Origin of the sequence: Streptomyces sp. NBC_00322 (genome assembly GCF_036147535.1) — a bacterium.
Taxonomy (GTDB): Bacteria; Actinomycetota; Actinomycetes; order Streptomycetales; family Streptomycetaceae; genus Streptomyces.
Genome location: NZ_CP108019.1, coordinates 7,868,985 through 7,884,844, shown reverse-complemented (window position 1 = coordinate 7,884,844; position 15,860 = coordinate 7,868,985). Strand labels below are relative to the sequence as shown.

Annotated in this window: 9 protein-coding genes; all 9 read left to right on the top strand. The window is 69.3% G+C overall.

Annotated elements, in window-relative coordinates; translation table 11 throughout:
* Nucleotides 1-63 precede the first annotated feature (63 nt).
* The 9 genes from OG905_RS35955 (at nt 64) to OG905_RS35915 (ending at nt 15,833) form a co-directional block, all read left to right on the top strand.
* Nucleotides 64-1,626: an APC family permease gene (locus OG905_RS35955; RefSeq protein WP_328681059.1), complete on the top strand. Its 1,563-nt coding sequence runs from the start codon at nt 64-66 to the stop codon at nt 1,624-1,626.
* 421 nt (nt 1,627-2,047) lie between these two features.
* On the top strand, nt 2,048-3,898 hold the full coding sequence (locus tag OG905_RS35950) for a phage tail sheath C-terminal domain-containing protein (RefSeq protein ID WP_328681057.1): 1,851 nt from the start codon (nt 2,048-2,050) through the stop codon (nt 3,896-3,898).
* A gap of 29 nt (nt 3,899-3,927) precedes the next feature.
* Nucleotides 3,928-4,452: a phage tail protein gene (locus OG905_RS35945; protein WP_030352235.1), complete on the top strand. Its 525-nt coding sequence runs from the start codon at nt 3,928-3,930 to the stop codon at nt 4,450-4,452.
* A 29-nt stretch (nt 4,453-4,481) separates the two neighbouring features.
* Nucleotides 4,482-5,228 carry a T4 family baseplate hub assembly chaperone gene (locus OG905_RS35940; RefSeq protein ID WP_328681013.1) on the top strand — a complete coding sequence of 249 codons (747 nt, stop codon included), beginning with the start codon at nt 4,482-4,484 and terminating at the stop codon, nt 5,226-5,228.
* On the top strand, nt 5,221-5,934 hold the full coding sequence (locus OG905_RS35935; RefSeq protein WP_328681011.1) for a hypothetical protein: 714 nt from the start codon (nt 5,221-5,223) through the stop codon (nt 5,932-5,934). Before OG905_RS35940 ends, OG905_RS35935 begins: the two co-directional genes overlap by 8 nt.
* Before the next feature lie 4 nt (nt 5,935-5,938).
* Nucleotides 5,939-6,787, top strand: coding sequence for a DUF4255 domain-containing protein (locus tag OG905_RS35930; RefSeq protein WP_328681010.1), 849 nt, complete (start codon nt 5,939-5,941; stop codon nt 6,785-6,787).
* Nucleotides 6,788-6,820: 33 nt separating this feature from the next.
* Complete coding sequence (locus OG905_RS35925) at nt 6,821-8,983, top strand: ATP-binding protein (RefSeq protein ID WP_328682781.1); 2,163 nt, start codon at nt 6,821-6,823, stop codon at nt 8,981-8,983.
* On the top strand, nt 8,974-9,270 hold the full coding sequence (locus OG905_RS35920; protein ID WP_328681009.1) for a hypothetical protein: 297 nt from the start codon (nt 8,974-8,976) through the stop codon (nt 9,268-9,270). Before OG905_RS35925 ends, OG905_RS35920 begins: the two co-directional genes overlap by 10 nt.
* Nucleotides 9,267-15,833, top strand: a complete 6,567-nt coding sequence (locus OG905_RS35915; protein WP_328681008.1) for an eCIS core domain-containing protein — start codon at nt 9,267-9,269, stop codon at nt 15,831-15,833. Before OG905_RS35920 ends, OG905_RS35915 begins: the two co-directional genes overlap by 4 nt.
* The last annotated feature ends 27 nt before the right edge of the window (nt 15,834-15,860 follow it).

Below are 15,860 nucleotides of genomic sequence, written 5' to 3'. Positions count from 1 at the left end.
GTATCACGGAACGTAGCGGCGCATCTGCGCATCCCGCGTGGCTGATCGGCGAAAGGCCGCACCATGCAAAACCTTCCCGACGGGCCTCCCGCATCCCTGCCGACGCAGACATCCGCGGTGGGCGAGAAAGGGCTCAAGCGCGGCGCCCTGGGCCTTGTCTCCTCCGTGGCCATCGGCCTCGCCTCGACGGCCCCCGCGTACAGCCTGGCCGCCACACTCGGCTTCATCGTCCTGGCCGTCGGGCTCCAGTCCCCGGTCGTGGTGATCCTGGGATTCGTCCCGATGCTCTTCATCGCCTACGCCTACAAGTCCATGAACGCCGTGGACCCCGACTGCGGCACCACCTTCACCTGGTCCGCCCGGGCCTTCGGACCGCGCACGGGCTGGATGGGCGGCTGGGGCATCATCATCGCCGACATCATCGTGATGGCGAATCTGGCGCAGATCGCCGGCCAGTACGGATTCCAGCTGGTCGGAGCCGACGGCGTGGCCGAAAGCCGCTGGTGGACGATGTTCGCGGGTGTGATCTGGATCGCCGTGATGACGTTCATCTGCTACGTCGGCATCGAGATCTCCGCATTCCTTCAGAAGTGGCTGCTCAGCATCGAACTCGTACTCCTCGCCATCCTCTCCATCACGGCGCTGGTGAAGGTCTACGGCGACAACCCGCACCCGGAGTCCCTGCACGTGTCCGGCTCCTGGTTCAACCCCTTCGAGATCGATTCGGCCAGCTCCCTGACCCAGGGCGTCCTGCTCGCCGTCTTCATCTACTGGGGCTGGGACACCGCCGTCTCCGTCAACGAGGAGACCGCCGACCGCGAGCGCACCCCCGGCCGCGCCGCCGTCATCTCCACCGTCCTGCTGCTCGCCATCTACCTGCTGGTGACGACATCGGCCCAGGCCTTCGCCGGTATCGGCGAGAAGGGAATCGGACTGGCCAACCCCGACAACTCCGGGGATGTGCTGGGCAGTTTCGGCGACGATGTGTTCGGCACGGAGGGATTCGGCGGGTTTCTGTCGAAGCTGCTGGTCCTGATGGTGCTCACATCGGCCGCCGCCTCCACACAGACGACGATTCTCCCCACCGCCCGCACCAGCTTCTCGATGGCGACGCACAAGGCACTTCCCGCGGTCTTCGCGCGTGTCCACCCGCGCTTCCTGACCCCGACCTGGTCGACGGTCGCCATGGGCCTGGCGTCGATTGCCTTCTACGCAGGCCTGACGACCATCAGCGGCAACGTCCTGGAGGACTCGATCGCCTCGGTCGGCCTGGGCATCGCGTTCTACTACGGACTGACCGGCTTCGCCTGCGTCTGGTACTTCCGCAAGGTCCTCACCCGCAGCGCCGCCGACTTCTGGCTGAAGGGTGTTCTGCCGCTCCTCGGCGCCCTGATGCTGCTGTACTTCTTCTGCTACGCGGCCTTCAGCGTCTACGCCGATCCCGAGTACGGCACCACCGTCATCGACCTGCCATGGCTCGGCGACACCGGCGGAGTCTCCGTCATCGGCATCGGCGCCCTGGTGATCGGCGCCATCCTGATGCTCATTCAGCAGGCGGTGCAGGGCTCCTGGTTCCGCAACCCCGACGTGCCCGTCAGCGACGCCTCCAAGTACCCCACCCAATAAGCCCCATTTGACCCCCAAAGGGACACAAGGCGGCGCGCCGCAACCAGTTGCATTCGGCTTGTTTCCCACACCTGATCCAATTTTCCTGTGAAGTGATCGTGAATTCCTCTTCATATTCGGCCAGCGATATCCCTCCGACCACGTCAAATCACCCGTCGCCGACGCCTCCGACGATGATCGCCGGATGACCGAATCGGCCCCTTGACCCGCCCATGAGGTGCAAACCAGACTCTTCAGAGGCACTCATGCATCAGGAGCCACAAGCACAGCGCACATGCCGATGGCCCTGCGAGACCGATATCGCACGGGGTGTGTGACGGGGGAATGCAGTGAAGAGCGCGTATGCATGCTCGACGCATACGTGCGGCTTCTTCACCTCCCCTCCTCATCTCCTGTTGCGCGCGAAGGGAATGGAGGGGGAATGCCGACGCACATGGGCTATCCCGGCGTATACATCGAAGAACTTCCCAGCAGCATCCGTACCATCGCCTCCGTCACCACCTCGGTGACCGCGTTCGTGGGGCACACCCGCCGGGGTCCGCTCAACCAACCCGTGCGGATCACCAGCTTCGCCGACTTCGAGCGCCGCTTCGGCGGACTCACCTCGCAGAGCGCTGTCAGCTACGCGGTGCACCAGTTCTTCGGGAACGGCGGCACCGTCGCGGTGATCGTCCGCGTGGCCAAGGCCGGCACCGGCGAGGAAGCCTGCGTCACGCTCAACTCCACCGAGGGGCACAGCGAGTGCCCGGTGCTCGAGGTGCACGCCAAGGAGCCCGGCGTATGGGGCTCGGGCCTGCGGGTGGCCGTCGACCACGACACCCCCACCCCGGACAAGACCTTCAATCTGCACATCCTCGACGCGCGTGGCGGCGCCCGCGAGTCCTTCACCGGACTGTCGATGCACAGCGGTCACGGCCGCTTCGTGGAGACGGTCGTGGGCGCCGGTTCCTCGCTGGTCCGGGTGAAGGCGCTGGACGAGGACCGGCCCGACCCCTCCGGCACGGTCTCCAAGCCGTTCGCTGCCGAACTGCCCGACCTGAACGTCGAGTTGAAGGTCAAGATCGGCGATGTGGAGCGCGAGTTCACGCTCTACGAGCCCGACCACGACGGCGAGCCCCCGGCCAGTGTCACCGAGCTCGCCCTGCTCCTGGAGCGCAAGCTGCGCGCGCTGCCCGACGCCCCCGGCAAGCACGCCTTCGCCGGAGCCGAGGTCACCGCCTTCGGCCGGCGCCTCCAGGTCGTCGCCGGGTCCGTCGACCCCGACGATGTGGTCCGCTTCGTCGGCGAGTGCGCCAACGACCTCGGTCTCGAAGCCTCGGTCAACCCGCCGGTCTTCCCGCTTCAGGGCGGCAAGGACGGCGACCCGCCCGGGCCGCGCGACCTCATCGGCAGCGAGGCGCGCAAGACCGGCGTCCAGGCGCTGCGCGACGTGGACGACGTCAACCTGCTGGCTCTGCCGGAGCTTTCGGCGTACGAGTCCACCGACGACATGGTCACGGTGCTCTCCGCGGCCGAGCAGCTGTGCCGGGAGCGGCGGATCTTCCTGCTCGTCGACTCGCCGTCCACCTGGGGCAGCGTGGACGCAGCCCGGGCCGGAATCGGCGCGTTCGAGCCCGTACGCAGCAATCACGCCGGGCTCTACTTCCCGCATCTGCAGCTCAACGACCCATTGACCGGACGGCTGCGGTCCTTCCCGCCCTCGGGTGCCATCGCGGGTGTCATCGCGAGGACCGACGGCGAGCGTGGCGTGTGGAAGGCGCCGGCCGGTACCGAGGCGCGGCTCGCCGGTGTGCGGTCCCTGTCGGTCAAGCTCACCGACCGGGAGAACGGTCTGCTCAATCCGCTGGGCATCAACTGCCTGCGCACCTTCCCCGTGGTGGGCCCGCTGGTGTGGGGCGCGCGCACGCTGGAAGGCGCGGACGCGCTCGACAGCGAGTGGAAGTACGTGCCGGTGCGCCGTCTCGCGCTGCATGTCGAGGAGAGCCTCCACCGCGGTCTGCAGTGGGTCGTGTTCGAACCGAACAACGAGCAGCTGTGGCAGCAGATCCGGCTCAAGGCATCGGCATATCTCAACGACCTGTTCCGGCAGGGCGCGTTCAAGGGCGGCACGCCGCGCGAGGCGTACTTCGTCAAGTGCGACAAGGACACCACCACCGACGCCGACATCGACGCCGGAGTGGTCAATGTCGTGATCGGCATCGCGCCGGTCAAGCCCGCGGAGTTCGTGATCGTCAAGATCCAGCAGATGGCCGGGCAGTTCGACCTCTCGTAACCCAAGGAAAAGGAACACGAAGGAAACCGATGGCTGAGTTCCAGATCAACGCCCATCGCTTCGACCCCTACAAGAATTTCAAGTTCCTGGTCCTCTGGGACGGTCGAACGGTCGCGGGCATCAGCAAGATCAGTCCCCTCAAGCGCACCACCGAGGTGGTCAAGCACCGCCACGGCGGCGACCCGAGCTCTCCGCGCAAGTCGCCGGGCCGCTCCGAGTTCGAGGGCGTCACGCTCGAGCGCGGGGTCACCCACGACCCGGAGTTCGACCGCTGGGCCAACAAGGTCTGGCAGGTCGGGGCCGGGCTCGGCTCGGAGGTCTCGCTGCGGGACTTCCGCAAGGACATCATCATCCAGGTCCTCAACGAGGCCGGGCAGGTGGCTGTCTCGCACAAGCTCTACCGGGCCTGGGTGAGCGAGTACCAGGTGCTCGGCGAGCTGGACGCCAACGCCAACGCCGTCGCGATCCAGAGCGTCAAGCTCGAGTGCGAGGGCTGGGAGCGGGACTACGAGGTGGAGGAGCCGGTCGAGCCCTCGTTCACCCATCCCGCCTGAACGACGTCTGCGCACCGGAGGAATGAGGGATGACGCCGACGGGGCCTGCCGCGCTGCTCGCCACCTGGGAGGCCGGGCTCGCCCAGCACGACTCGGGAAGGTCTCTGCTGCTGCACCGGGCGGCCCGCCCGGGGGCCGGCACCGACGCGTTGCTGTCGATGCCGGTCGGCGAGCGGGAGGCTGATCTGTTCGCGCTGCGCCGGGCGTTGTTCGGCGAGCGCATGCAGGTGCGGGTCGAGTGCGCGGCATGCGGCGAGGCCATGGAGTTCGACCTCGACGCGACGCTGTTCGGAGCCCGGGCCAAGACACCGGACGGGCCGCTGCGGGTGGAGGAGGGTGAGTGGGCGATCGAGTTCCGGCTGCCCACCGTCGCCGACCTCGCGGCGGCCGGTGCGGTGCCGGATCCGGACGAGGCCCGTCGGCTGCTCATGGCGCGCTGCACTGTTTCGGCCGTACGGAACGGGGAGGCGGTTCCGAGCGATCGGCTGGCCGCACTGCTGCCCGAGGGCGTACAGCGACAGCTCGCGGAGACGGCGGCTTCGGCGGACCCGGCGGCCGACGTGACGCTGAACGTCGCGTGCCCCGAGTGCGGTGAGGCCACCCCGGCCGAGCTGGACATCACCTCCTATCTGTGGACCGAACTCGACACCTGGGCGCGGGACTTGATGCTCGACGTCCATCTGCTCGCCACCGCCTACGGGTGGAGCGAGCCGGAGATTCTGGCGCTCAGCCCGCTGCGGCGTCGTTACTACCTGGAGCTGTGCGCAGATGCCTGACTACTTCGACCGGCTGCTCGCCCGGTACACACCGGTGCCGGCGGACGGTGGTGGCGCGGCGCGGGTCCGGCCGCGGCTGCCCGGTCCGTTCGAACGGGTCGAGGCGCTGCGGAGCGGACCACCGGAACCCGACGAGCCGGCGGCGCTGATCCCTTCGGCGCCCCAACCTGCCTTCGGACCGGCCGAGTTGGTACGGCGTGAGCGCGAGGTGCGGACGGATCGCGAGACCGTCGTACGGACCGAGGCCGCGGCCGTGGCGGGTGAGACCGAGCGGCGGGCGGTGCAGGCCGTGCAGAGTCCGGGGCCGTTGCTGCAGCCTGCCGTGCCCGCGCCTGTGGCGCCGCGCCCGGCCGCCGCGGATGTTCCGCGGGCGGGGCAGCGGGGTACTTCGGCCGAGGTGCCCGTGGCACCGCGCACGCCGGCTGCCTCCGCGCAGCGGGCCACGGAAGCGGTCCCCCGGGCCGCCTCGGCACCGGCCCGGCCGCGCGGTGCCGATACGGCCGCGGCCCGCGGGGCTGCGCTGAGCGGCGTGGGACGGCGCGCGCCGCGGCCCGCCGAACGCGTCGTGCACGTACAGATCGGACGGCTGGAGGTCAGCGCGGCTCCGCCGCCCCGCCCCGACGGCGGCCGCCCCGACCACACCGGACGGCGCGCGCCCGCGCTGACGCTGGACGACTATCTGTCACGCGGCGAGAAGAGGGACTGAGGTCATGAGCAACGCACTCGCCATCGCGACGGTCACCCAGGCACTGGCCCTGCTGATCGAGAACAACCTGAGCCCCGAGATGGACATCGCGGTCAAGGTCGAGACCCGTAAGCCACCGGCCGAACCGCCCACCGAGCCGACCATCAACGTCTTCCTGTACCAGGTCACACCGAACCCCTCGATGCGCCACACCGACCTGCCGACACGCGCCTCGGACGGCACGCTCCTCAAGCGGCCTGCGGCCGCGCTGGATCTGCACTTTCTGATCAGTGCGTACGGGGAGGAGGCCGAGCTGGTCGGGCAGCGGCTGATCGGCTGCGTGGTGCGGACACTGCACGAAATCCCAGTGCTGCCGAAGGAGTTGATCGAGCTCGCGGCCGAGCGGCCGTATCTGGCGGGCAGCGATCTGGCCGAGTCGCCGCAGAAGGTGCGGTTCACACCGACGGTGATGGACATCGACGAGACGTCGAAGCTGTGGGGGATGCTCCATCAGACCCCGTACACCCTGTCGGTGGCGTACCAGGCGTCGCTGGTCCTGATCGAGGGCCGCGAGAGGCCGGTCCCTGCGAAGCCCGTGGAGCGGCGGACGGTGAAGGTGCTGCCGTTCGGGGCACCGGGCGCGCCGGTGCCGCCGGGGCGGCCGGAGGCGGCGGTCGAGGTGGACGGTCCCGAGCCGTCGCCGGACCCGCAGCCGGAGCCTGCGCCTGACGCGGAGCCCAAGGCGGCTGTGCCCGTGAGGAAGCGGGCCGCGGCGAAGGCCACCAAGGCTGCAGCGAAACCCGTCGCGAAACGGGCCGACCCCGCTCGTGCCCGTAAGAGCACTGAAGCGGGCGCAGACGACAAGGAGAGCTGAGACACGGTGCGCAACACGGGGGCGGGTGAGGGTATGGGCACGTTCGACGGGACGGATGGGTCCACCACGGCGGACGGCCGTGCGTTGTTCGCGGCGGTACGGTCCGTGCTCACCCGTATCGACGCCCATGCGGCCCGGGCGCAGGGACGGCCGGGCCGCGGTCAGAACGCCGCGGCCGACGGAGCAGGCGGCCCCGCGGGCACGGACGCTCCGGGCGCCGGTGACCACCGCGCCGCCGCGGCGGGTGGGGCGGATGAGCCCGGGCGGCAGGGCGGCGACCCGGGCGCCGCGCCCATTCCGCGGAGCGAACTCGCCGCCGGAGACAGCACCCCCACCGCCGCAGCCGGCGGCGAACCGGCAGCCCAGGGCCTTCTCGCAGCCGCCCCCGGGGTGCGCGGGCCCGCCACGCTCGACTCGCTCGTCGCCTGCTTCGGGCTCAGCCCCTTCGAGCGCGATGTCGTCCTGCTGGCCGCCGCCGCGGAGCTCGACCCCACGACCGGTGGACGGTGTGCAGCCGCGAGCGGAGACCCCGAGCGCGCCCACCCCACCTTCTCGCTCGCCCTTGCCGCGCTCGACGGTGCCCACTGGAGCGCGCTGACCCCTGTCGCCCCGCTGCGCCGCTGGCGGCTCGTCGAGCTGGACGACGAGACCCGGCTGACCACCTCCCGGCTGCGGCTGGACGAGCGCATCCTGCACTTCCTCGTCGGCTCGCCCTATCTGGACTCCCGGTTGCACGGACTGCTGCGCCGTGCGCCCGTACCGGCGTCCCTGCCCGCCTCGTACGATCTGGCCGCGAGTCAGGTCGCCGCGGGCTGGGCGGGAGCCGGAGCGCATGCGCCGCTGCGGGTCGAGCTGGTCGGCGGGGATCTGCGGACCCGTGCCGACATCGCCGCTGCGGCGGCCCGCCGTTCGGGGCTGGGGCTCTATGCCATGGCCGCCGACGACATGCCCACCGATCCGGCCGAGCGCGACCGCCTGGCGCGGCTGTGGCAGCGCGAGGCGATCATGCTGCCTGCCGCCCTGCTCGTCGAGGTCGGCGAGCTCGACCGTGACCAGGCCGCGGCGACGGACGCGTTCATCGAGAGCGCGGCCGTTCCGCTCGTCGTCTCCAGCCTCGATCCCCGGCAGACTGCCCGGCCGCGCGGCGAGCGCGTGACAGTGCCCCCGCTGGACGCCGATGAGCAACTGGGCGTGTGGGCGGACGCCTTCGCTGACGTACCGGAGGTGAGCGAGGAGGATCTGCGGGATCTCGTCGAGCAGTTCTCGCTGCCGCCTCATCTGATCCGGTCCGCCGGCGCGGCCGTCGTACGGGATCTGCCGGGCGAGGACGAGCTGGACGCCACCGCTCTTGCCTGGCGGGCCGGGCTCACCGAGGCCCGGATGGGCATGGACGAACTGGGCCGGCGGATCGAGCCGCGGGCGGCGTGGGGCGATCTGGTGCTGGCCGAGCGGCAGTTGCGGATTCTGCGCGAGATCGTCGCCCATGTGCGTCAGCGCTCGACCGTGTACCAGGAGTGGGGCTTCGCCGAGACGCTGCGCCGCGGACTCGGCGTCACCGCGCTCTTCGCGGGCGGTTCCGGCACCGGAAAGACCCTGGCTGCCGAGGTCATGGCCAAGGAACTGGGCCTGGACCTGTTCATCATCGATCTCTCGCAGGTCGTCAGCAAATACATCGGCGAGACCGAGAAGAATCTCCGCAAGGTCTTCGACGCGGCCGAACGCGGCGGCGCACTGCTGCTGTTCGACGAGGCCGACGCCCTCTTCGGCAAGCGCAGCGAGGTCAAGGACAGCCATGACCGGTACGCCAACCTCGAGGTCAGCTATCTGCTGATGCGGATGGAGGCGTACCGGGGGCTCGCGATCCTGACCACGAACATGAAGCAGGCGCTGGACACCGCGTTCATGCGCCGTATCCGCTTCGTCGTCGACTTCCCCTTCCCCGGTGAGAGCGAGCGCGCCGAGATCTGGCGGCGGGTGCTGCCCGCGCGGGCCCCGATGAAGGGCATCGATCCCGAGCAGCTCGCCCGGCTGACGGTGGCGGGCGGCTCGATCCGCAATATCGCGCTGTCGGGCGCCTTCCTCGCGGCGGAGGAGGGCGACCGGCTCCAGATGCGTCACATGCTGGAGGCGGCGCGTACCGAATACCTCAAGCTGGACCGCTCCTTGACGCCCTCGGAGGTCCACGGATGGGTCTGAACGAGGCACCGCGCCCGGCGGAGCGCACGATCCGCGTGGACATCGGCGAGCTGGTGCTCGACGGTTTCGAACGGCTCGACCCCGACCGGGTCTCGGCCGCGTTCGAGGCGGAGCTGTCCCGGCTCGTACGGGAGCGTGGCGTGCCGCTGGCCGCCGACGGCGGCCGGGCCCTGGACGCCCTGTCCGGGCTGCCACCGCTGCCCGCGACCACCTCGCCGGGGCGGCTCGGCGAGGCGCTTGCGCGTGCCGTGCACGCGGGACTTTCGGGGCGGGGTGAGCCGCGATGAGTACGTCACATGCCCAGGACGCGCAGACGGCCCAGGCCGAACGGCGGCGCAAGCGCAAGGAGCGCGCCAAGTCCCGTACGCCGGAGCCGAAGAACATCGTCAGCGGGGCCGGACAGCCGCTCGATCTGAGCGTACGGCGGGAGCTGGAGGAGCAGCTCGGCCACGACTTCAGCCGGGTGCGCCTGCACACCGACCGGGACGCGGGCACGCTCACGGAGCTGCTGGGCGCGGACGCGGTCGCGGTCGGCCAGGACATCTTCTTCCGCGAGGGCGCCTACCGCCCCGGCACGGCGGACGGGCAGCGGCTGCTCGCCCATGAGCTGCTGCACACGGTGCAGAACCCGGACGGTCTGGGTGCGTTGCGCGCGGGCCGCGATCTGGGTGCGGTGAGCCTGCCCCAGCAGGCGATGGAGCGCGAGGCAGAGTCGGCGGCCCAGGCCCTCGTACGGGACGAGGAGCAGGCCCCCGAGGTGGAGCCGGAGCAGTCCACGCCCGGCTGGCTGCGGTACGCCACGGTCGACGCCGACCGGTCCCGTATGGAACAACTGGACCCCGCCACGCTGGTGGACCGTCTTGCGAACGGCGTGCTGCGCTCCCTGCGCGGCGACCCGGCGGACCTTTCGGGACGCGTTCGTCTCCAACTCGCGCGGATGTCACCGCAGTTGCAGGACTCGGTGCTGGACCGGCTGGAAGTGCGGCTGCTCTCGAACGAGTACGACCGGCTCCTCGACCTCGCCGAGGAGTCCGAGACCAAGCCCCTGGACCTCCAGCCGGCCGAGGTGCCCGAGCCGGAGACGGACCTCTTCGAGCTACTGGGTGTCGAGCGCACCCAGTGGAAGCGGCAGGAAGAGGGCGGGCGTGGCTCGAAGGACAAGCAGGCCGAGGACTCCCGCGAGGAGCAGAAGGACGCCAGGGCGCGGGACGAGAAGCGCGGCGGCGACCGGAGCAGGGCGCGCTCCGACGCGGCGGCCGAGGACCAGGAGGCCGCCCAGCGCAAGGACCAGGAGGACGAGCGAGCCCAGTCCCGGCAACAGGCCGCGCAGGAGCAGCGGCAGGAAGAGGAGAAGCAGGGCCAGGACCGCCAGCAGGTCGACGAGGCCGCGGACGAACGCGACCAGGGACAGGCGGACGGATCCGAGCAGGCCAAGGAGGAGCGCAAGGAACAGCGCGACCGGGAGGAGCAGGACCCGGAGCAGGCGAACGCCCCCGGCGCCGACAAGCGCAAGCGCAAGGACGACGCGAAGAAGCCGGCGGACGGCTCGAAGCAGGAGAACCTCGACCCGAAGGCGAAGGGCCAGCCCGGTCCCGTACGCCCGGAGAAGGTGGACGAGCGGGCGGAGCAACGGGACAGCGCCCTGTCGGAGCACGGGCTGCACGAGAAGGACGAGGACGAGGGCGAGCCGCGCGAGGAGGAGAAGCCGCTCGGGCTCGAGGCGGGTGCAGACCGGGAGATCGGTGGTGAGCAGGACGGCGACCGCGACAAGGGCGGTGCTCCTAAGGGCGAGCCTGAGCTGAAGCCCGAGGACTATCTGCCGGACGCCGACCTGGACGTGTCCTCCGTACCGACCGCCGACCAGATGACACCTGGTGCCGCGGAGCCGTCCGTCCCTACGTTCCCGACACCGCCCCCGACCAAGGCGGAACGGGTCGAACAGCAGCGCGAGAACGAGGCCAACGAGGAGGACGAGGAGTCCGCCGGGCCCGAGGCGAAGGCGCCGGGCGAGGATGTGGGTCCGGTCGAGGGCGAGGCGCCGAAGCCCGAAGGCGGGCCCGCGGCCGAGGCCCAGGACCGCAGCGCGAAGGACCTGCAGCCGGAGAAGCCGACCGATCAGGAAGTCGGGCCCGACCCGGAGACCACCGAGAAGGACCAGCAGGAGCCCGAGGCCGAGAAGACGGACCCCGCGCAGCAGCAGGCCCAGGAGGGCAGGGGCGAGGACTCCGGCGAAGCCGAGGAGCGGCCGGACGCCAAGGACGCGCAGGACGAGCAGCAGGAGCTGAAGGAGCGCGGGCAACAGGAACAGCGGGGCGAACAGCGGCAGTCGCAGGGCGCTTCCGCGCCGGACACGTCGCCCGGCCCGGCGGCGACGCGGCCCGCGGGTGCGCAGACGCAGAAGGCGCCTGCGGAGGACCGAAACCCCTCCCCGGCAGCGCGGCGTGACGCCGAGCCGCCCAGGAATGAGCGGGAAGCGGCCGGACCCAAGAGCCGGATCCCCAAGGAAGCCGGCCCCGGTGCGGCTCCCCGCGGGACGGTCGGCGGCGGCGAGCAGGCGGGTCCGACAGCAGCGGCGGGACCTGGCGCGGCCCCGTCCGCGGCACAGGCGGCGGTCAGCCCTGCGGGCGAACAGACCGACAGCCCCGGCAGGATGGGCGCGCCCGCACCGGAAGGTGCCCAGGCTGCTCCGGAGGCGTCGCTCGAGAAGGACGGCGGCGGCTGCGCCCCGCCGGAGCCCGCGGCGGAGAAGGAAGAGGGCGGCGGCAGCTGCGGCGGAGGCGGCGGTGGAGCAGCTCCCGAAGAGAAGCAGGAGGAGCCGCCGGACGTCTCGGGCCAGGACCCAAAGGCCGCCATCGGTACGGTCAGCAAGCTGGCTCCGGACCAGGCGGCTGCCGCCATGCCTGGTGTGGACGCCGCGGCGGACAAGAAGGTCGGCGAGGAGCAGCGGCGGCTGGACGCCAACCCGCCGAGGCGGGAACGTCCTTCGGGCGCGCCGCAGACTCAGTCGGGCCCGCCCGAGGCGGCCGCGCCGGCCGACCAGGTGACGGGCAAGGTCGAGAAGCTCGGGCCCGAGGATCGCATCGAGAAGCAGAAGGCCAAGGGCAGCGAAAAGGCGGAGGGTGCGAAGCCCACCGACAACACTCCCCCGCCGCCGCCACCTGTGGCGGACAAGCTGACTGCGGAAGAGGCCAAGAACGTCGACGCCGCGGCCGACGCGGTCCCGACCGTCGACCCGGAACTGCAGAACAAGACGGTCGGCCCCGCCCCCAAGATCAGGCTTGAGGGCGAGAGCGACCCGAAGCGCACGGACGACCAGGCCAAGGCGCTCAAGGAGAAGCAGTCCGACATCCAGAGCACGGGCCGTGAGGACGCGGCCAAGCCGATGGGCGAGGACCAGATCTTCCCCGACGCGCCCCAGGAGCAGCTGGTCGGCAAGGCCACGGCCGGCGGAAAGCGGGGCGGCGGGGGCGGTCTCGAGGCCGGGTCCGCGCCCAAGCCGGGCGTCGGCGCGGTCGCCAAGCAGGAACGCGGCTCTGAGATTCAGGGGGCCGCGGGCCAGGCTCAGGGCGACCTGACCGTCAAGGAGAAGGAACAGCAGCAGGGCGAGCAGCAGGCCAAGCAGGAGAAGCAGACCGAGATCGACCGCGAGGTCACTCAGAACGCGGAGAAGCAGACGGCCGAGCGCGGCCGTGCGGCTGAGGATGCCCAGCGCGAGCGCGAGAGCTGGCGCACCGAGCAGGACCAGAAGATCGAGGACGCGGACAAGAAGTCCGAGAAGGAACACACCGACAAGAACAAGGAAATCGTCAAGGCCCGCGACGACAAGGACAAGGAGGTCAACGACCGGAAGGAGAACGACAACAAGCAGATCGACACGGAGCGCCAGAACGCGGAGAAGGAGGCCGAGAAGAAGAAGGAGGAGGAAAAGCCTTCCGGGGGCTTCCTCGGCTGGGTCGCCGACGCGGTGAAGAGCGCGTTCAACGCGATCCTCGACGCGGTGACCAAGGTCTTCGACGCCGCGCGCAAGGCCGTCAACGGCATCATCGACACGTTCAAGGAGTGGGCCAACAAGGCCATCGACTTCGTACGAGACCTCGCCATCCAGGCGATCAACGTGCTGGCGGATGCGCTTATCGCCATCGGGGACGTGCTGCTCGCGGCCTTCCCGGAGCTGCGGGACAAGTTCCGCAAGGCGATCGAGGGCCTGCGCGACAAGGCGATCGCGGGGGTCAACGCGCTGGCGGACGGCCTGAAGAAGGCGGTCAACGCGCTGCTCGACGCCCTGGCGGCGGGCCTGAACGCGCTGTTAGACGTCCTTGAGGCGGGCATCAAGGCCGTCATCAAGCTCTACCAGGCGGTCATCCTCGGCGCGATCAAGTTCGCCCAGGCTGCGATCGAGGCGCTGGGCAAGTTCGCCGCGCTGGTGGCGGACATCGCGCCGGACCCGGGTGGCTGGATCAGCAAGGCGGGAGGCTCGGCGAAGTCCGGTATCCAGGACCACCTGTGGGGCGCGATCAAGACCGGCGTCAAGCGGTGGTTCGACACGAAGGTCGAGGGGATCCTCGGCTTGGGCAAGGCCGTCATCAATGTCCTGGTGAAGGGCTGCGTCTCGATCAAGCAGATCGGGAAGATGGCGTGGGACGCGATCATCGCGTCGCTGCCGATGATGATCGCGTCGCTCGTGATCGAGAAGGTCGTCTCGATGATCGTCCCCGCGGCGGGCGCGATCCTCACGATCGTCCAGGGCCTGATGGCCGCCTGGCAGAGCATCAGCTCGATCCTCTCGGCATTCAGCAAATTCTGGGCCTACTTGAAGGCGGTCAAGGCGGGCCCGGCGGCCTGTCTGTTCGCGGAGGCGGTGGCCGCGGGCGTTGTCGCGCTGCTGGACTTCATCGCCAACTTCCTTCTGCAACGCCTCGGTTCTGCGACCAAGGGTGTCGGCAAGCGCCTCAAGGCAATGGCCGAGACGATCATGAAGGGCCTCAAGAAGACGGGCAAGGGCGCGAAGAAGGCGGCCGGCGAGGCGGTCAACAAGGCGCGGGGCGCGATCCGGAACGCCAAGCAGACCCTGCGCAAGCCCGCCGTGTCCCCCAAGCCGAAGGCGAAGCCTTCCCCGAACCCGAAGGCCCCGCCGAAACCGAAGGACACGGCGACGCCGAAGTCTCCTGCGAAGCCGGAGCCGACGTCGGCGAAGCCGAAGGACACGACACCTGGAGGCACGAAGGGTAAAACGCCCGAAGCCTCCAAGAAGAAGAAAGAGATCGAGGGCCCCAAGCCCACCAAGCCCCAGAAGCCGAAGTCCCCCTTGGGCAACGCCCTCGGCAGGGCAAAGAGGGCGGTCAAGTCGGCCTTGACGAAGGTCCGCAACGCGGCGAAGACGCTGGGCAAGAAGCTCAAGAAGAGCAAGCCGGGCAAGGCCCTCAAGAACAGCGCGTCGAAGCTGCGCAACGTCTTCAAGCAGAAGCGCGACAACCTGCGCGACCACAAGAAGAAGCAGACGGACCAGAAGAAACAGAACAAGGACGAGCACAAGAATAAGAAAGATCAGCAGCACGGCGATCGGCTCGCCAAAGCTGTGGCCCGCATGCGCCCGGCCCTCAAGGCCATGCTGCGCAAAGGGGTGCCGCCGCGCCTTCTCAACGCTGCCCTCAATGCGATGCGGGTCTGGTACCGGCTGTCCCGAGTGGCGGCCGACGGCGCCCGGAAGTTCACCATCCGGGCATGGGCCAGCCCACCGGCGATCGTCGTACCCGGCACGACGGTCACCATCGAACCCCGCGAGGCGCTTGCCTTCGTCCAAGAACTCTCAGCGGAAGTGCGCTCCAAGTCCGCTGCCAACGAGAACCGCAACAGCCCGGCAGAGGTCATCCGCGACCCGGAGACCGGGAAAGTGAGTCAAGTAAAGGTGAGCGAGGGGACTCGTATGAGCGAACTCGTCGCAGACCTGGACGACCTCCAAGCCGGCGGCGAATTCCCGGAGCACGGCGCCAAGAAGGGGGTGAAGGATGTACTGAAGAAAGACCCCGAGACAGGAAAGAAGGTGAGCACCGGAGAGCAGAAGCAATACGACCTCCCTGGCGAATGGGACCTGGACTGGGAAGGCGAAAGCGGCGGCGTAAAGATGCACGAAATGCCCGGCGGCGTTAACACCGTGGCCCACATGCGCCAGGAAGGACAGGTAAGGGGAGACGCACCGCCCTACTCCAAACTTGCCAAGCGGGAAGGCGTTCATGGCTACGCATACCTCGAACAGCACGGTGAGAACTATCTGAAGCTTTTCAAAGGAGACAAGGTCGGCCGGGTCATGGGGGATACGGAGCGCAACAAAGCGCGAACTCTGATGGCCATCACCGGCTACAGTGAGAAGCGCCGGGATGAATCGTCACGAGTATATTCGGCCATGCTGGCGAAGATGCTGGCACGCGCATCCGTCAAGGGCGACACAGGGCTGCTGAAATCTGCCCTGGAGGATTACCCGGTCGCTCCCGGGGGTGCGCAGAACGCCATTCCGAGCAAGGACGCGTGGATCGCCGGAAAGAGCAAAGAAGGTCAGCTGAAGGAGTTGCAGCAGCGGTACGAGCAACGCATGGACGAGGCAAGCACGAAGGAGGAAGAGAAGGGTCTGAAGAGGCAGCGAACCAAGGAGCGGACTGGGATAAGCGGTGCACCGAAGCGCAAGAAGCCGCTGATCGGGGGCGAGGACCTCGCGGAGCGCGAGGCGAAGTACATCGAGATGTTCCTCAGCGGCTACACCTTTGATTTCAGCGAGGACGTGCCACCTGAGAAGGTTAAACGAGAAGTGTTCGAGAAGATTCGACAGGAGATCCTGGACGCTCACGGATTGAACTGATCCGACACCGCCCGAAGCGGCCATACA